This is a genomic window from Nonomuraea gerenzanensis (assembly GCF_020215645.1).
GTDB classification, from domain to species: domain Bacteria; phylum Actinomycetota; class Actinomycetes; order Streptosporangiales; family Streptosporangiaceae; genus Nonomuraea; species Nonomuraea gerenzanensis.
Map to the genome: position 1 here is coordinate 8564730 of NZ_CP084058.1, position 17215 is coordinate 8581944.

15 protein-coding genes are annotated in these 17215 nt (G+C 72.7%); 9 read left to right on the top strand and 6 right to left on the bottom strand.

Features of this window, described 5'->3' with window-relative positions; all coding sequences use genetic code 11:
* The first annotated feature begins 8 nt into the window (after window positions 1-8).
* From LCN96_RS39860 to LCN96_RS39875, 4 genes are read left to right on the top strand one after another with little or no spacing between them, the layout of a single operon-like run.
* Window positions 9-1604 carry an acyl-CoA carboxylase subunit beta gene (locus tag LCN96_RS39860; protein WP_225267588.1) on the top strand — a complete coding sequence of 532 codons (1596 nt, stop codon included), beginning with the start codon at window positions 9-11 and terminating at the stop codon, window positions 1602-1604.
* On the top strand, window positions 1601-3478 hold the full coding sequence (locus tag LCN96_RS39865) for an ATP-binding protein (protein ID WP_225267589.1): 1878 nt from the start codon (window positions 1601-1603) through the stop codon (window positions 3476-3478). Before LCN96_RS39860 ends, LCN96_RS39865 begins: the two co-directional genes overlap by 4 nt.
* Complete coding sequence (locus tag LCN96_RS39870) at window positions 3475-4242, top strand: enoyl-CoA hydratase-related protein (RefSeq protein WP_225267590.1); 768 nt, start codon at window positions 3475-3477, stop codon at window positions 4240-4242. The genes LCN96_RS39865 and LCN96_RS39870 overlap by 4 nt, the downstream gene beginning before the upstream one ends.
* A gap of 2 nt (window positions 4243-4244) precedes the next feature.
* Window positions 4245-6083: an acyclic terpene utilization AtuA family protein gene (locus LCN96_RS39875; protein ID WP_225267591.1), complete on the top strand. Its 1839-nt coding sequence runs from the start codon at window positions 4245-4247 to the stop codon at window positions 6081-6083.
* On the opposite strand, the gene LCN96_RS39880 is transcribed toward LCN96_RS39875, so the two are convergent.
* Window positions 6025-6963 (bottom strand): ROK family protein, encoded by a 939-nt coding sequence (locus LCN96_RS39880; RefSeq protein ID WP_225267592.1) that lies wholly within the window; start codon window positions 6961-6963, stop codon window positions 6025-6027. The genes LCN96_RS39875 and LCN96_RS39880 overlap by 59 nt on opposite strands.
* Before the next feature lie 54 nt (window positions 6964-7017).
* Here LCN96_RS39880 and LCN96_RS39885 point away from each other — a divergent pair, with 54 nt between their 5' ends.
* The 5 genes from LCN96_RS39885 (at window position 7018) to LCN96_RS39905 (ending at window position 10524) form a co-directional block, all read left to right on the top strand.
* Window positions 7018-7824 carry a GNAT family N-acetyltransferase gene (locus LCN96_RS39885; protein ID WP_225267593.1) on the top strand — a complete coding sequence of 269 codons (807 nt, stop codon included), beginning with the start codon at window positions 7018-7020 and terminating at the stop codon, window positions 7822-7824.
* A gap of 64 nt (window positions 7825-7888) precedes the next feature.
* On the top strand, window positions 7889-8902 hold the full coding sequence (locus LCN96_RS39890; RefSeq protein ID WP_225267594.1) for a phosphotransferase family protein: 1014 nt from the start codon (window positions 7889-7891) through the stop codon (window positions 8900-8902).
* Between the two features lie 99 nt (window positions 8903-9001).
* Complete coding sequence (locus LCN96_RS57220) at window positions 9002-9280, top strand: hypothetical protein (protein WP_311132040.1); 279 nt, start codon at window positions 9002-9004, stop codon at window positions 9278-9280.
* Between the two features lie 56 nt (window positions 9281-9336).
* Window positions 9337-10188: a helix-turn-helix domain-containing protein gene (locus LCN96_RS39900; RefSeq protein WP_225267595.1), complete on the top strand. Its 852-nt coding sequence runs from the start codon at window positions 9337-9339 to the stop codon at window positions 10186-10188.
* Window positions 10189-10257: 69 nt separating this feature from the next.
* Complete coding sequence (locus LCN96_RS39905; RefSeq protein WP_225267596.1) at window positions 10258-10524, top strand: hypothetical protein; 267 nt, start codon at window positions 10258-10260, stop codon at window positions 10522-10524.
* Here the strand turns inward: LCN96_RS39905 and LCN96_RS39910 are convergent.
* Genes LCN96_RS39910 through LCN96_RS39930 form a run of 5 tightly spaced genes read right to left on the bottom strand, consistent with a single transcriptional unit; the run spans window position 10521 to window position 17178 of the window.
* Window positions 10521-11753: a DUF1266 domain-containing protein gene (locus LCN96_RS39910; protein ID WP_225267597.1), complete on the bottom strand. Its 1233-nt coding sequence runs from the start codon at window positions 11751-11753 to the stop codon at window positions 10521-10523. The two genes, LCN96_RS39905 and LCN96_RS39910, sit on opposite strands and share 4 nt — an antisense overlap.
* Window positions 11754-11806: 53 nt before the next feature.
* Window positions 11807-13885 carry a glycosyltransferase family 39 protein gene (locus LCN96_RS39915; RefSeq protein WP_225267598.1) on the bottom strand — a complete coding sequence of 693 codons (2079 nt, stop codon included), beginning with the start codon at window positions 13883-13885 and terminating at the stop codon, window positions 11807-11809.
* Window positions 13882-15057: a bifunctional glycosyltransferase family 2/GtrA family protein gene (locus tag LCN96_RS39920; RefSeq protein WP_225267599.1), complete on the bottom strand. Its 1176-nt coding sequence runs from the start codon at window positions 15055-15057 to the stop codon at window positions 13882-13884. The genes LCN96_RS39915 and LCN96_RS39920 overlap by 4 nt, the downstream gene beginning before the upstream one ends.
* Window positions 15058-15082: 25 nt before the next feature.
* On the bottom strand, window positions 15083-16483 hold the full coding sequence (locus tag LCN96_RS39925; RefSeq protein ID WP_225267600.1) for a HAMP domain-containing sensor histidine kinase: 1401 nt from the start codon (window positions 16481-16483) through the stop codon (window positions 15083-15085).
* The gene (locus tag LCN96_RS39930) at window positions 16480-17178 is read right to left on the bottom strand and encodes a response regulator transcription factor (protein WP_225267601.1); all 699 of its coding nucleotides are present in this window, start codon (window positions 17176-17178) and stop codon (window positions 16480-16482) included. Before LCN96_RS39930 ends, LCN96_RS39925 begins: the two co-directional genes overlap by 4 nt.
* Window positions 17179-17215: the final 37 nt, after the last annotated feature.

Below are 17215 nucleotides of genomic sequence, written 5' to 3' on the forward strand. Positions count from 1 at the left end.
GTGCAGGCATGATCGTCGGGAGCAGGCTCGACACCGAAGGCGACGACTACCGGACCAGACGCGAAGCGATGCTCGCCAAGCTGTCCGACCTGGACGCCGAGCACGCCAGAGCGGTGGCGGGCGGCGGTGAGAAGTACGTCCAGCGGCACCGCGCCCGCGGCAAGCTGCTGGCCAGGGAGCGCGTGGAGCTGCTGGTCGACCCCGACTCCCCGTTCCTGGAGCTGTCGCCGCTGGCGGCCTGGGGCAGCGACTTCCCCGTCGGTGCCAGCGTGGTGACGGGGATCGGGGTGATCGAGGGCGTCGAGTGCGTGATCACGGCGAACGACCCCACGGTCCGCGGCGGCGCCTCGAACCCGTGGACGCTGAAGAAGACCCTGCGGGCGGCGGAGATCGCGCTGCGCAACCGGCTGCCGTACGTGAACCTGGTGGAGAGCGGCGGCGCGGACCTGCCGACGCAGAAGGAGATCTTCATCCCGGGCGGGCAGATCTTCCGGGATCTGACCAGGCTGTCGGCGGCGGGGGTGCCGACGGTGGCGCTGGTGTTCGGCAACTCGACGGCCGGCGGCGCGTACGTGCCCGGGATGAGCGACCACGTGGTGATGGTGCGCGACAGGGCCAAGGTGTTCCTGGGCGGTCCGCCGCTGGTCAAGATGGCGACCGGGGAGGAGTCCGACGACGAGTCGCTGGGCGGGGCCGAGATGCACGCCAGGGTGAGCGGGCTGGCCGACTACCTGGCGGAGGACGAGGTCGACGCATTGCGGATCGGGCGGCGCATCGTCGCCTCGCTGGGCTGGCGGAAGCTGGGCCGCGCGCCCGATCCCGGGGTGGCGGAGCCGGTGTATCCGGCCGACGAGCTGCTCGGGATCGTGCCGGAGGACCTGAAGGTGCCGTTCGACCCCCGGGAGGTGATCGCGCGGGTGGTGGACGGGAGCGAGTTCGCGGAGTTCAAGCCGCTGTACGGGGCCTCGCTGGTGACCGGGTGGGCGCGGGTGCACGGGTATCCGGTGGGGGTGCTGGCCAACGCGCGCGGGGTGTTGTTCAGCGCGGAGTCGCAGAAGGCCACGCAGTTCATCCAGCTGGCGAACCAGTCGCGCACCCCGCTGCTGTTCCTGCAGAACACGACCGGCTACATGGTCGGCAGGGACTACGAGCAGGGCGGCATCATCAAGCACGGCGCCATGATGATCAACGCGGTGTCCAACTCGACCGTGCCGCACCTGACCGTCGTCATGGGCGCCTCGTACGGGGCGGGCAACTACGGCATGTGCGGGCGCGCCTACGATCCCCGCTTCCTGTTCAGCTGGCCGAGCGCCAAGTCGGCGGTGATGGGCCCCGCCCAGCTCGCCGGGGTGCTGTCCATCGTGGGGCGGGCCTCGGCGCTGGCCAGGGGACAGGTGTACGACGAGGAGGCCGACGCGGCGATGCGGGCGATGGTGGAGGCGCAGATCGAGGCCGAGTCGCTGGCGTTCTTCCTGTCGGGGCGCCTGTACGACGACGGGGTGATCGATCCGCGCGACACCCGTACCGTGCTGGGCCTGTGCCTGTCGGCGATCAACAGCGCGCCGGTGCCCGAGGCGGCGGGGTTCGGGGTGTTCCGCCCGTGATCACCCGCCTGCTCGTCGCGAACCGGGGCGAGATCGCCCGCCGCGTCTTCCGCACCTGCCGGGCGCTCGGCATCGCCACGGTCGCCGTGTTCTCCGACGCCGACGCGGACGCGCCGCACGTGGCGGAGGCCGACCTGGCGGTACGGCTGCCCGGCACGAGCCCCGCGCAGACGTATCTGGACGTGGCGCGGATCCTGGCCGCCTGCCGGGCAGCGGGCGCGGACGCCGTGCACCCGGGCTACGGCTTCCTGTCGGAGAGCGCGCACTTCGCGCGGGAGGTGCTGGCGGCCGGGCTCGTCTGGGTCGGCCCGCCGCCCGAGGCGATCGCGGCCATGGGGGTGAAGATCGGGGCGAAACGGCTGATGGCGGAGGCCGGGGTGCCGGTGCTGCCCTCACTCGACCTCGCCACGCCGGAGGAGTTCCCGCTGCTGGTGAAGGCGTCCGCGGGCGGGGGCGGGCGCGGGATGCGGGTGGTGCGCGAGCCGGGAGAGCTGGCCGGGGCGGTGGAGTCGGCGCGGCGGGAGGCGTCCGCGGCCTTCGGCGACGGCACGGTGTTCGCCGAGCCGCTGCTGGAGCGGGCCAGGCACGTGGAGGTCCAGGTGCTGGCCGACCGGCACGGCACCGTGTGGGCGCTGGGCGAGCGCGAGTGCAGCGTGCAGCGCCGCCATCAGAAGGTGGTCGAGGAGTGTCCCTCGCCGGGCGTCTCGGACGCGACGCGGACGCTGCTGTACGAGGCCGCCGTACGGGCCGCCCGCACGATCGGGTACGTCGGCGCCGGGACGGTGGAGTTCCTGGTCAAGGACGACAGGGTGGCGTTCCTGGAGATGAACACCCGGCTCCAGGTCGAGCATCCGGTGACCGAGCTGGTGTACGGCGTGGATCTGGTCCGGCTGCAGCTCGAGGTGGCCGAGGGCGCCGCGCTGCCCGCCGGGCCGCCGTCCCCCGCCGGGTGGGCGGTCGAGGCGCGGCTGTACGCCGAGGACGCCGCGCACGTGCCGCAGGCCGGGGTGCTGCGGCGGTTCGAGGTCCCGGGTGAGGTGCGCGTGGACGCCGGGGTGGAGTCGGGGTCGGTGGTGCCGCCGTACTACGACGCGCTGCTGGCCAAGGTGGTGGCGCACGGCCCGACGCGGGCGGAGGCGGTGCGCAGGCTGGTGTCGGCGCTGCGCGGGGCCCGGCTGCACGGTCTCACCACGAACCGTGACTTGCTCGTAAATATCCTGACAAATCGGGATTTTGTGGCCGGGGACACGCACACCGGCTTCCTCGACCCGGACGGCCCCCTTCACACCTCCCCCACACCCCCGAAGGACGCCCACGATCAGGCCGGGCTGGCCGCCGCCCTCGCCATGGCAGCGCTCAACCGCAGCCGCGCCCGCGTGCTGCCCGGCCTGCCCAGCGGCTGGCGCAACGTCCGCTCCCAGCCCCGCACGATCACCTTCGAGGAGACGGGCGAGGTGACCCATGACCCGCTCCCCGAGGGTGTCACGGTCGTCCGCGCGGACCCGTACCAGGTGATCCTGGAGCACCACGGTCTGCGCCGCACCTACGAGATCACCCACTATCCCGGCAGCGTCTGCGTGGACCACGCGGACGGCCACGCCGAGCTGACCCCCGTCCCCCGCCTCCCCGAGCCCGTGGAGCACCTCGCGCCCGGATCCCTCCTGGCCCCCATGCCGGGTAACGTGCTGCGGGTCGAGGTGGAGCCGGGCGACCGGGTGGTGAAGGGCCAGGCGATCCTGGTCCTGGAGGCGATGAAGATGGAGCACCGGATCACCGCCCCGGCCGGTGGCGTGGTGGCCGCCGTACACGTGGAGAAGGGCCGGCAGGTGGACGCCGGAGCGGTGCTGGCGATCATCCAGGAGGGGGACTCATGACGGAGCTGGTGCACAAGGAGCTCGCGGGCGGCGTCGCGACGATCACACTCGACTCGCCGCCCAACCGCAACGCGCTGTCCTCCCGCCTGCTGGCCGAGCTGGCCGACCAGCTGAGCTGGGCGCTGGCCGAGCCGGCGGCCAGGGTGATCGTACTGACCGCGACGGGGCACGTGTTCTGCTCGGGAGCCGACGTCAAGGAGCAGCGCGCCACGGGAGCGCCGGTGACGGCCTCGTTCCCCGAGATCCTGGAGCTGATCTGGGAGAGCGAGAAGCCGGTGATCTGCCGGCTGAACGGCACCGCGCGGGCGGGCGGCCTGGGGCTGGTGGCGGCGTGCGACTTCGCGATCGCGCCGCTGACGGCGTCGTTCGCGTTCACGGAGGTACGCCTCGGGGTAGCGCCCGCCATGATCGCCGTGCCGGTGCTGCGCCGGCTGAGCAGCCGGGCGGCGGCCGAGTACTTCCTGACGGGCGAGGTGTTCGACGCGGCCAGGGCGGTGGAGATCGGCCTGCTGTCGGCGGCCGTCCCGCCCGAGGGGCTCGACGCGACCGTGACGCGTTACGCCGAGATGCTGATGATGGGCGGCCCGGAAGCGCTGGCGATCACCAAGCGGCTCGTCAGGGACGTGCCGGCGATGTCGTTCAAGGACGGGCTGGCGCGGATGAGCGAGCTGTCGGCCGAGCGCTTCACCTCGGCGGAGGGCCAGGAGGGCATCGCCGCGTACCTGGCCAAGCGCCCGCCCACGTGGGTCCCCCAGGAGGGCTGATCATGGCCCTGCGCGTCGCGAACTGCAGCGGTTTCTACGGCGACCGGCTCTCCGCCGCCAGGGAGATGGTCGAGGGCGGCCCGATCGACGTGCTCACCGGCGACTGGCTGGCCGAGCTGACCATGCTCATCCTGGCGGGCAACCGGCTCAAGGGCCGCCCCGGCTACGCCCCGACCTTCCTGCGCCAGCTGGAGGACGTCCTGGGGCCCTGCCTCGACAGGGGCATCAAGATCGTGACGAACGCGGGCGGCCTCGACCCGGCCGGCTGCGCGGAGGCCGTGCACGAGCTCGCCACCCGGCTCGGCCTGTCCCCCTCCATCGCGCACGTCACCGGCGACGACCTCACCGGCCACCCGTTCCCCCTCGTCAACGCCGACACCGGCGAGCACCTCACCGCCACCCCGGTGACAGCCAACGCCTACCTCGGCGGCCGCCCCATCGCCGCCGCCCTCACGGCGGGCGCCGACGTGGTGGTGACCGGCCGCGTCACGGACGCGGCCCTGGTGACGGGCCCCGGCATCTGGCGGTACGGGTGGGGGCCCGAGGACCTCGACCCGCTGGCGGGCTCGGTGGTGGCGGGGCACGTCATCGAGTGCGGCTGCCAGGCGACAGGCGGCAACTACGCGTTCTTCCAGGACGTGCCGGACCTGGCCCACTGCGGCTTCCCCCTGGCCGAGCTGCGCGCGGACGGCTCGTCCGTCATCACCAAGCACCCGGGCACGGGCGGCCTGGTATCGGTCGGCACGGTCACGGCGCAACTGGTGTACGAACTGGGCGGCCCGCGGTATCTGGGACCCGATGTGGTGGCCCGCTTCGACACCATCACCCTGACGCAGGAGGGCCCCGACCGGGTGCTCATCTCCGGCGTACGCGGCGAACCGCCGCCGGACACGGTGAAGGTCGCCGTGAACTACCCCGGTGGTTACCGCAACACGATGACGCTCGTCCTGACGGGGCTGGACGTGGCGGCCAAGGCCCGGGTGGCCGAGGAGGCGCTGTGGGCGCGGATCCCGCGCGAGTCGTTCGACCAGGTGGACGTCACGCTCACGGACGGCGGGCTGCTGCGGATCACGGTGATGTCCACGGATGAGCGCAAGGTGGGGCGGGCCTTCTCGGCGGCCGTGGTGGAGACGGGGCTGGCCAGCTACCCGGGCTTCTACGGCCTCGCCCCGCCCGGTAACGCCTCGCCGTACGGGGTGTACTGGCCGGTGCTGGTCCCGGCGTCGGAGGTACGGCCCCGGGTGTTCCTCGACGGCAAGGAGCTCCCCTTCCCGCCTCCGGCCGCGGGCATGGGGACGGGAGGCGCAGGCGCAGCGGGCGCGACCGGCGCAGCGGGCGCGACCGGCGCAGCGGGCGCGGGCGCAGCGCGCGAGGTGCCCCCCGTCGCGGCCCCCGCGCCCCTCCCAGCGCCGCGTCGGCGGGACGAGGTACGGCGGAGCCCGGCGCCCGTGGCAGACGCCCAGCCGACCGCACCCACCAACACCACCACGATCCCCCTGGGCCGCATCGCAGGCGCCCGCTCAGGCGACAAGGGCGGCAACGCCAACCTAGGCGTCTGGACCGACACCCGACCCCGCTACGACTGGCTCGCCGCCCACCTCACCCCCGACACCCTCAAACGCCTCCTCCCAGCCCTGACCCCCTACGAGATACACCGCCACGACCTCCCCAACCTCAAAGCACTCAACTTCGTCATCCACGGCCTCCTCGGCAGAGGCGTCGCCGCCAGCCCCCGCATGGACCCCCAGGCGAAGGCCCTGGGCGAGGAGTTGCGCGCCTGCCTCACCGACGTCCCGGCGCACCTGGCACCACCCCCCACCCCAGCAGCCCCGCCCCCATGAGCCCCGCCCTGGCCCCCAGCGACGACGCCCGCACCTGCGGCGCCCGCCGGAACGCCAGCCGCCCCGCCAACGCCTCCCGCAACGGCCCGAGCAGGTGCTCCCCCGCCTGCGAGACCCCACCCCCGATGACGACGGCCGCCGGATCCAGCACCAGCGTGTAGGTGGCCAGCGCCAGGGCGAGCGCCTCCACGGCCTCACCCCACACCCGCCCCGCCCGCGCGTCCCCGTCCAGAACCCGCCGCAGCACCTCTTCCGCGCCGCCCGCCCCACCGCCCGCCCCGCCGTCCACCCCGCCGTCCATCCCGCCGTCCACCCCGCACCGCGCCGCCATGCCCCCGCCCGACGCGTACGCGGCCAGGCACCCCCGCTGGCCACACCCGCAGGCCGCCCCACCGGGCCGTACCGGGATGTGCCCGATCTGCCCCGCCCAACCGCCCGCACCCCCGTACAACTCCCCCGACAACACCACGGCGCCCGCGATACCCGTACCGATGGGCAGGTACAACACATCCCGCCCACCCTCCCCGTACGCCAGCTCAGCCTCCCCCGCGGACCGCACGTCGTGGCCGAGCGCCACCGGCACGTCCACGCCCGCCGCGAACGCGGAGACGGGCACGTCCCGCCAGCCGAACGCGGCGGAGAAGACGGCGTGCGTGGGCGTGACCAGCCCGGGCACCGCGAGCCCCACCGCCAGGGGACGCTCGCCGTCCCGGGGGCGGGCCAGGTCGGCGACGAAGGCGGAGACGGCGGCGACGACGCGCGCGGGGCCCTCCGCGCGCGGGGTGGGCCGGCGCTCGAACGCGTGGATCGTCCCGTCGCGGGTGACGAATCCGCCCTTCATCGTGGTGCCACCGACGTCGATCGCCGCAACGTAGCCCATGCGTCCCCTTAATCACTTTGAGCCGTACCTCGTCCATGAAGAAGAATGCCTGCCATGAACCTGCGCCGCCTCACCTGGGACGACCTCGACGACTGCACCCGCCTGGCCAAGGACCGCGGCTGGCTGCCCGAGCGGCACAAGTGGGGCCTGCTGTTCGAGATCGGCGAGCCGTACGGCATCGACGCCCCCGACGGCGACGGCCTGGCCGCCACGAACGTGCTGACCCGTTACGGCGACGACCACGCCGTGATCAGCATGGTCCTGACGGCCGCCAGGTACGAGCGGCAGGGCCTGGGCCGCAAGCTGATGGAGCACGTGCTGGAGCAGGCGGGCGGGCGCGTGGTGTCGTTGTACGCCACCGACCTGGGCCGCCCCCTGTACGAGCGGCTCGGCTTCCGCGTCGTCGGCCGGGCCGCCAAGCACACGGGCGTCTTCCGCGGCGAGCCGTCGGGCCGCACCCGCCCGGCCACGCAGGCGGATCTCGACGGCATCCTGCGGCTGGACGCGGAGCTGTTCGGCACGGACCGGTCGGCGGCGCTGCGGCGCATGTTCGGGTTCGGCGAGCAGGTACGCGTCGCCGAGGGCGGCTTCGGGCACTGCTGGCGCAACGACGACAACACGGTGATCGGCCCGGTCGTGGCCAGGGACGAGGAGACGGCCAGGGCGCTGATCGGGGATCTGGCGTTGCACGCGGGTGGCGAGGTGCGGATGGACTTCGACCTGTCCAGGCAGGCGATGGTGGCGTGGGCGGGCGAGCACGGCATCGGCAGCCCGTGGCCGGTCTCGATGATGGTGCGGGGCGGGGAGCTGCCGGGTGACCGGTCGTGCCAGTACCTGCCGTTCATGCAGGCGCTGGGTTGACCTTGCGTGCGGGGCTCTCGTAGGGTCGGGCACCAGAACATCGTTCTGTAGAGGGGCGCGGTAGATGACCTCCACCCACATCGACGTCGGAGCCATCGACTTCGACGAGCTCGGCGCGTGGATGGACGCCGAGGGGCTGCCCGGCGGCCCGATCACGGATCCGGCACCGGTGCTGGGCGGCACGCAGAACGTCATGGTGCGCTTCGAGCGCGGCGGCCGGCCGTACATCCTGCGCCGCCCTCCCCTGCACACCCGCCGCAAGAGCAACGAGGTGCTGCGGCGCGAGGCGCGGGTGCTGGCGGCGCTGCGCGACACCGCGGTGCCCGCGCCCCGGCTGGTGGCGGCGCAGACCGAGCGGGAGCCGGTGTTCTACCTGATGGAGCCGGTCGAGGGGTTCAACCCCTCGACGGGGCTGCCTGAGCCGCACGCGTCCGACCCGGCGATCAGGCACCGGATGGGGCTGGAGGCCGCCGCGGCGCTGGCCGAGCTGGGGCGGGTCGATCCGGCGGTGCTGCCCGGGTTCGGGCGGCCCGAGGGCTTCCTGGAGCGGCAGGTGCCGCGCTGGCTCAAGGAGCTCGACTCCTACGGCGAGCTCGACGGCTATCCCGGGCCCGACATCCCCGGCCTGCGCGAGACGGCCGACTGGCTGACCCGCCACGTGCCGCGCACGTTCACGCCGGGCGTCATGCACGGCGACTACCACTTCGCCAACCTCATGTTCGCCCTCGACGGGCCGCGCGTGGCCGCGATCGTCGACTGGGAGATGTGCACGATCGGCGATCCCCTGGTGGACCTGGGCTGGCTGCTGGCCATGTGGCCGTCGGGCAACGACCACGTGCCCGGGCTGCCGCCGCCGCGCGAGCTGGTCGCGTACTACGCGGCGCTGTCGGAGCGGGACCTGTCGGCCATCGACTGGTACGCGGTCATGGCCTGCTTCAAGCTCGGCATCGTGCTGGAGGGCACCCACGCCCGGGCGTTCGCCGGAAAGGCGCCCAAGGACATCGGCGACCTGCTGCACGCGGCGACGCTGGGGCTGTTCGAGCGGGCGCAGGAGTTCATGAAGGGAGCCCTCGACTAAAAGGGAAGGCTCATATCACGTTTTCCGGAAAGACGATCACAGGCTGGGCGAGGCGACGTACAATTGCGCGCAATTGCACAGTATCGGGGAAGGATCGTCATGCGAATGCGGTTCCTCGGCTCCACCTCGGAGGCAGGCGCCTGTCCCACCCTCTACGAGACCGACCGCGGCACCATCGTGGTGCAAGGTCTGCAGCTCACGGACGCGGAGGCGCTCGCCGACCTGCGCGACGTGCTCGACGGCGAGACCGCCGTCGAAGTCCCCCGCGAGCTGATCACCGAGATCGCCCGCCGGGTCCTCCCGGCCCCCGGCGACGGCCCGAGCAACCCAGCAAACGCTTTCCCCAGCAGCCGGGGAACACCGTCGGCAACCGGTTGATCACAATTGCGGCAGGCCCTGGCATGATCGGCGCACGCGCGGCTAGCCTCTGCGGCGTGACGTCGTTTCAGCAGGCGCGCATCGACCTCGGCAGCCAGCTGCGCCAGCTGCGCGAGGCCGCCCATCTGTCGGGCAAGGAGCTGGCCGGGCGGCTGCGCTGGCAGCCGTCCAAGGTCTCCAGGCTGGAGAACGCCCGGCAGACGGCGACCGAGGACGACGTGGTGGGCTGGGCGCAGGCCGTCAACGCCTCGCCCGACACGACCGACGAGCTGATCAGGCAGACCCTGGCCCTGCAGGAGCGGCACGACAGCTGGAAGCAGCGCTACCGCAGCGGCCTGGCCGCCATCCAGGAGGACATGCGCGACCTGGAGGCGCGCACGAAATTGTTCCGCGCGTTCGAGCCGGGCATCATCATGGGCCTGCTGCAGACCTCCGAGTACGCCCGCCACGTCTTCCGCAAGGTCAAGCGCCTCTACAGCGCCGCCGACCAGATCGACGCGGCGGTGCGGGTGCGGATGCAGCGCCAGGAGATCCTGTACGACCGCAACCGCACGTTCCGGTTCGTGGTCCCGGAGTCCGCCCTGCACACCGCGCTGGCCCCGCCCGAGGTGATGCGCGGCCAGCTCGACCGGCTGCTGGCGGTGAGCACGCTGCCGAACGTGGAGTTCGGCGTGATCCCCTTCGGTACGGAGCTGCCGTCGGCCCCGATCAACGGCTTCTGGATCTACAACGAGGCCATGGTGGGCGTGGCCACGATGACGAAGGACCTGGTCCTGCGGGATCCGGATGACATCGCGTTCTATGTCCAGGCTTTCGACAATTATGCCAAGGTGGCCGAATTTGAGGAGGAGGGCCGGGAAGTCATCATCCGCATTCTTCACGATTCCCGGAAACAAACTCCACATTAATCGCAGCAATTGCTTGCCTCTCCCCGCGAGATCGTGCAATTGTGGCGCGAGACGTTGCGGAGGTGACGCATGATGCTCGATACCGCGCTCTGCCTCGAGCGGTTCGCCTGGTATGCCGGTCGTCACGCCGACCTGTCCGTGCAGAGCCTGGCCCTGTCGAGCGACCCGGCCTACGTGTCGGTCCGCAACCGCTTCTCGGCCACGCTCGCGGAAACCGTGACCTGCTCCGACGACGGCGCCTTCATCACCTCGTGGGGCTACCGCCTGGGCACCACGGAGGACGTCGAATCCGCCGCCGCCCGCCTCGCCTTCCTGCTGGCGGCGCTGCCCGCCTAGGGGTTCTTGAAGGGGATGTTCAGCCAGGGGCTGTCGGGGTGGGTCGTCAGCAGCCTGTGGGCGTCGAGCATCTCGCCGTACCAGTCGCCGAACTCCTCCTCGTCGAAGTGCAGGCAGCGGCCCAGCACGTAGCCGGCCGAGAAGTCCTCCCACGAGCGGTAGTTGAACCGGCTGAGCCGCCCGGCGCGCACGACCGCCCGCTCGGCCTCCTCCAGCGTGCAGTAGCGGGCGCCCAACCCCCAGCGGGCCATCTTCGAGGCTCGCCCGTAGTCCCACGCCTCCACCGAATGCACGAACCGGCCCTCGGGGAGCAGCCCGTCCGCGCGGAAGCGCGCCTCGTACCTGGCGATGCGCCCGATCAGCCGCTGCGCCCCGGCGACCATGGCCTCCGCCTCGGCCTCGCCCAGCGGCTCCGCGCCCTCCGCCGCGCGGCTGCGCAGGACGCGCGAGGTCACGCTGCGCCAGTGGTCCACCTCGACCACGCCGCCGTAGTCGAGGGCCAGGCTGCGGCGCAGGCCCAGCACGAAGCTCCAGACCGAGCTGCTCATCCGGCCGGCGAGCAGCGTCTCCAGCGTGTCGGCCAGCTCCGCCGGGCCGGTGATCTCCCACCACTCCCGCAGCCGTTTCCGCTCGCCGAGGTAGCCGGTGCCGTGCCAGCCCATCGCGTTCCACAGGGAGCCGTTCCTGACGCAGAGCAGCGCCCCGCAGGCCAGCCCGTGAGCGACCGGTCCGTGCAGCGGCCCGCCGTCCCACAGGGTGCGCAGCCGGGGGCCGGTCTGGGCGGGCGCGCGCTCGACGTGCCGGCGCCACACCTGCCGGTGGACCTCCCCCGCGGGGAAGAACGCCTCGCACGGGCTGCCCGGGTTGACGGCCAGCCACGCGTCGTCCCCGGGCCAGTCGTGGGCCAGGGACGCCAGGTCGGTCCTGAAGAAGACCGGGTCGGGCACGGGCGCGGGCAACATCCCGTCGGTGAGGAAGACCAGGCTCCGGACGCCGTGCCGGCGGTCCCAGCGGACGGGGTTGAAGGAGACCCAGCCGGGCCGGGCGTCGGCCTGGGCGCGGGACATCGCGTGGAAGAGGTCCACCTGGGCGAGCACGTCGAAGTAGGCGGGCCAGTCGCCGCGGAGCTTGGCCTCGTACAGGCCGCGCTCGGTCTCCGTGGGCGCCCGCCAGTACGCGGGCGGCGCCGCGCCCGCCCGACCGGCGCCCAGATCATCCCGCACCCCCATGCGGCGTCACCATACAGCCCGCGTCCGCCGCCGCGCTCATCAGCACCGGCACCCTACGTCGCGCAGTCGTAGAGCCCGTCCTGCCCGTCCACGGCCGTGCAGTTCTGCCGCACCCAGGTCGTCACCTCCGTGTTCCCCCGGCCGCCGGGGCCACCTCCGCTGGCCGACAGGACGTACCTGAGCTGTCCCGAGGAGACCAGCGACCGGAGCCGGTCCACGGTCATGGCGGGGTCGCTGCCGGTGAAGCCGCCCATGGCGATCACGGGCTCGCCGGTCGACAGGATGAGGCCGGACGCCTGCTGGGCGCTGCTCACCGCGACCAGCCACGTCGCGTCGCCCTGGTTGGCCACCAGGTACGCGGCCAGTTCGTCGCTGACGCCGCCGCCCGGCCCGCCGCGCCCCATGAACCCGGAACGGCCGCCACCGCGCCCAGCGGCCTCCTGCTGGGCGTTCCCGGCCTGCGGGGTGCCGGTCCGAGGACTGCCGGTCTCAGGACTGCCGGTCTGCGGGGTGCCGTCCGGCCTCCGACCGCGCATCCCGCCAGGCCCGCCGCCGAAGCCCATTCGGCCGGACGAGGGCCCGGCCGTCGGGTTCGTCCCGCTGATCTGGGACTGCAGCGGGGTCACCGCGTACGCGGCGGGCCCGGCCAGCCCCGCGACGATCGCGGCGGCCAGCGCCACGGCCGCGATCCGCACCGTCACCTGAGCCCGCACCCTGGCCAGCACGAGCGCCACCACGGCCACCAGGCTCGCCCCGAGCACGACCCAGGCCAGCCACGGCAGCCAGTCAGGCGTGCGCCGCAGCACCACGAACGACCAGCCCCCGGTCAGCGCCACCGCCAGCGGCAGCGCCCAGGCCCACGCCCGCGAGCGCCGGTACGCCTGCCACATCACCACGAGCCCCATCCCGGCCAGCGCGGCCACCGCCGGCGCCATGGCGGTCGTGTAGTACGGGTGGAAGGTGCCGCTGGAGAAGCTGAACACCACGTAGTGCACGACCAGCCACCCGCCCCACACCAGCCAGGCCGCCCCCGAGGGCCCGCCGCCGTCGCCGTGCCGCCGCCGTACCCGCAGCAGGATCGCGAAGGCCAGCGCCACCACGCAGAGCGGCAGCAGCCACGAGATCTGCCCCGCCAGGATGTCGTTGAACAGCCGCCCGGCCCCCGGCTCCCCGCCGAAGCCGCCGCCACCGCCGCCGCCACCCGCGCCGCCGCCCCGGCCCTGGCCGAAGACGCGCCCGAGTCCGTTGTAGCCGATCACCAGGTCCCAGACGGTGTTGTCGGTGGAGCCGCCGATGTAGGGCCGGGAGTCCTGCGGCCACAGGTCGGTGATCACCATCCACCAGGCGCTGGACACCACCAGCACACCCCCGGCCGCCAGCAGGTGTCCCACCCGCCTCAGCCACGGCACCCCCGCGCACGCCAGGTACGCCGGCGCGAGCGCCGGCACCACCAGGTAGGCCTGCAGCATCTTGGCGTTGAACCCGAGCCCCACGAAGAACGCCGCCAGCAGCAGCGCCCGCAGCCGCCCGGTACGCAGCGCCTCCAGGCAGAACCAGGCCGACAGCACCAGCAGCAGCACGAGCATGGTGTCGGGGTTGTTGTCCCGGTTGATCGCCACGGTGATCGGCGTGAGCGTCATGACGACGGCGGCGATCAGCGCCGCGACGTGCCCCCGGCGCGCGCCGCCCGCCACCGGCCGCAGCCCCTGGCCGGAGCCGGCGGGGGCGGTGAACGCGCGGCGCACGGCCGAGTGCACCAGGCCGACGGCCGCCACCCCGGCGAGTGCCTGCGGGAGCAGCATGCTCCACGTGCCGTAGCCGAAGACGCGTGCCGACAGCCCCATCACCCACAGCGCCAGCGGCGGCTTGTCCACGGTGATGAAGGAGCCGGCGTCGATGGCGCCGAAGAAGAACGCCTTCCAGCTCCGGGTGCCCGACAGGATGGCGGCGGCGTAGTACTCGTTGGCGTTGCCGCTCAGCGCCCAGGCGTACAGGACGAACGCCACGGCGAGCACCGCCCACAGCGCGGGCCGCGACCAGCGCGGGTCCCCCTCCGCGCCGAGGAGGGCGCGGGCGAGCGCGCCGCGCCTGCCCGGGGCCCGGTGCGCGGGGGTGATGGCGGTGACGGTCATCGGGTGGCCCTCCGCTTCGGGTTGAAGACCCAGGCGCGCAGCAGCAGGAAGCGGACGAGCGTGGCGGCCGCGTTGGCGACGACGACCGCGGCCAGCTCCACCCCGTGGGAGACTCCATCGGGCAGCAGCGAGAGGCTGCCCGAGGTGAGCGCCAGCCCGACGAGGAAGGCGAGCAGCCCTTCGAGCTGGTGCCGTACGGCGCCGCCCGAGCCCTTGACGCCGAAGGTGAAGCGGCGGTTCGCGGCGGTGTTGGCGACGGCCGTGACGAGCAGCGCGACCGCGTTGGCGGCCAGGGGCGGCACGACCTGGCGCAGCAGCGAGTACAGCACCAGGTACGCCAGCGTGCTGACCACTCCGACGACCGCGAATCTGGGCAGTTGCCTGGCCATGCCCTTCGGCAGCTCGGCCCGCTCCACCCTGGCGGGCACGGGGATGCGGGCGGCGCCGGACAACGTCCTGCGGCCGACCCTGACCATGCCGCGCAGGTCGTCGAGGGCGGTCTGGACGATGTCCACCCGGCTGTCCGGGTCGTCCACCCAGTCCACCGGCACCTCGTGGATGCGCAGCCCGTGGCGCTCGGCCAGGAGCAGCAGCTCGGTGTCGAAGAACCACTGCTCGTCCTCGACACCGGGCAGCAGAGCCTGGGCGATCTCCGTACGCACGGCCTTGAAGCCGCACTGCGCGTCCGAGAACCCGGCCCCCATCCCGAAGCGGAGCAGCAGGTTGTAGGAGCGGGAGATGAACTCCCGCTTGGGCCCCCGCTCGACCCGCGACGCCCGGGCCAGGCGGGTGCCGATGGCCAGGTCGCTGTGGCCGGACAGCAGCGGCGCCACCAGCGGCAGGAACGCGTCGAGGTCGGTGGACAGATCCACGTCCATGTAGCTGACGACGTCGGCCTCGCTCTGCGACCACACCCTGCGCAGCGCCCGCCCGCGGCCCTTCTCCTCCAGGTGCACGGCCCGGACGTGCGGCAGCTCCCTGGCCAGCTCGGTGGCGAGCTGCCAGGTGTTGTCCGTGCTGGCGTTGTCGGCGATCGTGATGCGGAAGCCGTAGGGGAAGTTGCGGGTGAGGTAGGTGTGCAGCCGGGTGATGCCGGCGCGCAACGCCCGCTGCTCGTTGTAGACCGGGACGACCACCTCGACCAGGCGTGTCCGCACTGCTGTTGTCTCCATGCAGCTAAGGACACGTTTTGGGTCTTTAAGACGACTTATCCGATTCTGAGCTGCGGATGAGAGTTCCCGGGACGTCCATGGTGGCGATGGCGCCGCCTCCGGGCGCGTTGGCCAGGCGCACGCTGCCGCCCGCCTCCGTGACGGCCTGCGCCACGATCGCCAGCCCCAGCCCCGAGCCGGGCAGGCCGCGCGCCGACGGTGAGCGCCAGAAGCGCTCGAAGACGTGCGGCAGCTCCTCCTCGGGCAGCCCGGGGCCGTGGTCGCGGACGGTCAGCCGGCCGTCGCGCAGCTTCACCTCGACCTGGGTGCCCGGCGGGCTGAACTTGGCGGCGTTGTCGATGAGGTTCAGCACGGCGCGTTCGAGCGAGGTGGCGCTGCCCACGACGTACCAGGGGCTCAGGTCCGTCACGACCTCGGCGCCGCGCAGCCTGGCGCGCTCCACGGCGGCCGTGACCACCTCGTGCAGGCCCAGCTCGACGTGCGGCTCGTGGTCGGTGTCGCCCCTGGCGAGCTGCAGCAGGTCGGCCACCAGCGTGGACAGCTCGGCGAACTGCGCCTTCACGTTGACCAGCAGGCGCTCCTTGGCGCCCGGGTCGAGGCTGCGGCCGGTCTGCTCACTGCGCAACAGCAGGTCGATGTTGGTGCGCAGGGTGGTCAGCGGTGTGCGCAGCTCGTGGCCGGCGTCGGCGACGAGCTGTTTCTGGCGCTCCCTGGAGCCGGCCAGCGCGGCCGTCATGGCGTTGAAGGAGGAGGACAGGCGGGCGATCTCGTCCTGGCCGTGGACGGGGATGCGCGTGTCGAGGTCCTCGGTCTGCGCGATGTGCTCGACCGCCCTGGTCAGGTCGCCGACCGGGCGCAGCGCGGCCCGGGAGATCGTCAGCCCGGCCCAGGCGGCGCCGAGCACGCCGAGCGCGGTGATGCCGCCGAGCATGAGCGCGGCGATGCGCATCGTGCGCTCGATGTGCCCGTAGAACCTGGACTCCATGACCGCCACGCCGGGCTTGAAGTTGACTGTCACCACGCGGACCTTCTTGCCGTCGAGCGTCTCGCCGTAGCGGTAGACCGGCTCACACGGCTCGAAGGCCTTCTTGTCGACCTCGTAGTCCGGCTTGATCGGGGACGGGCCGATCGAGCACGTCCTGCCGTCGGCGAACAGCAGCGTGGCCTGGCCCTCCGCGAACGCGGCCGGCGTGCCGCCCGGCGCGCAGGTGCGCTCCAGGTAGCCCTTGTCGCCCTGGTCCAGCGACGCCAGGATCGTCATGTCGAGGTTGCCGCGGAGCCGGTCCTGGAGGATGAAGTAGGACAGGCCCGCGCACATCGCGATGGCCAGCGCGACGGCCACCGTGACCAGGAGCGTCAGCCGCGTGCGCAGGGTGCCGCGCCTGGACAGCGCGATGAGCCGGGCCCGCAGCTCGCCGCCGTTCACTGTGTGGTCCGGAGCACGTAACCCACCCCGCGCACGGTGTGGATCACGCGCGGCTCGCCTCCGGCCTCGGTCTTGCGCCGCAGGTACATGACGTACACGTCGAGCGAGTTGGACGTCGGCTCGAAGTCGAAGCCCCATACCTCGCTCAGGATCTGGTCCCTCGTCAGCACCTGGCGCGGATGCGCCAGGAACAGCTCCATCAGCAGGTACTCGGTCCTGGTCAGGTCGAGCCTGCGCTCGCCGCGCGTGACCTCCCTGGTCGCCGGGTCCATGCGCAGGTCGCCGTAGGTGAGCGTGTCGCCCTCGGCGGTGCCCGTGCTGAGCGCGCCGCGCCGCAGCAGCGCCCTGACCCTGGCCAGCAGCTCGTCCAGCTCGAACGGCTTGACCAGGTAGTCGTCGGCCCCCGCGTCGAGCCCGGAGACGCGGTCGCCGACGGCGTCGCGGGCGGTGAGCATCAGCACCGGCACGTGGTTGCCCGATCCGCGCAGCCTGCGGCACGCGGTCAGCCCGTCGAGCCTGGGCATCATCACGTCGAGCAGCACCGCGTCGTACGGCTCCACCGCCAGGGCGTCGAGCGCCTGCTGGCCGTCGTTGGCGGTGACGACCTTGTAGCCCTCGAACTCCAGGCTCGACTGCAGAGCCTCGCGCAACGCGGGCTCGTCGTCCACTACCAGCAACCGTGCGGGCTCACTCATACGGCAAACGCTAAATGTCCATCATGAGAACGTGATG

Bases quoted from the DNA above. Each gene is read 5' to 3' on its own strand.
- LCN96_RS39905 (WP_225267596.1), top strand. From the start codon at position 10,258: ATGATGCTCGATACCGCGCTCTGCCTCGAGCGGTTCGCCTGGTATGCC.
- LCN96_RS39890 (WP_225267594.1), top strand. From the start codon at position 7,889: ATGACCTCCACCCACATCGACGTCGGAGCCATCGACTTCGACGAGCTC.
- LCN96_RS39920 (WP_225267599.1), bottom strand. From the start codon at position 15,057: ATGGAGACAACAGCAGTGCGGACACGCCTGGTCGAGGTGGTCGTCCCG.
- LCN96_RS39875 (WP_225267591.1), top strand. From the start codon at position 4,245: ATGGCCCTGCGCGTCGCGAACTGCAGCGGTTTCTACGGCGACCGGCTC.
- LCN96_RS39930 (WP_225267601.1), bottom strand. From the start codon at position 17,178: ATGAGTGAGCCCGCACGGTTGCTGGTAGTGGACGACGAGCCCGCGTTG.
- LCN96_RS57220 (WP_311132040.1), top strand. From the start codon at position 9,002: ATGCGAATGCGGTTCCTCGGCTCCACCTCGGAGGCAGGCGCCTGTCCC.
- LCN96_RS39870 (WP_225267590.1), top strand. From the start codon at position 3,475: ATGACGGAGCTGGTGCACAAGGAGCTCGCGGGCGGCGTCGCGACGATC.
- LCN96_RS39880 (WP_225267592.1), bottom strand. From the start codon at position 6,963: ATGGGCTACGTTGCGGCGATCGACGTCGGTGGCACCACGATGAAGGGC.
- LCN96_RS39885 (WP_225267593.1), top strand. From the start codon at position 7,018: ATGAACCTGCGCCGCCTCACCTGGGACGACCTCGACGACTGCACCCGC.
- LCN96_RS39915 (WP_225267598.1), bottom strand. From the start codon at position 13,885: ATGACCGTCACCGCCATCACCCCCGCGCACCGGGCCCCGGGCAGGCGC.
- LCN96_RS39860 (WP_225267588.1), top strand. From the start codon at position 9: ATGATCGTCGGGAGCAGGCTCGACACCGAAGGCGACGACTACCGGACC.
- LCN96_RS39910 (WP_225267597.1), bottom strand. From the start codon at position 11,753: ATGGGGGTGCGGGATGATCTGGGCGCCGGTCGGGCGGGCGCGGCGCCG.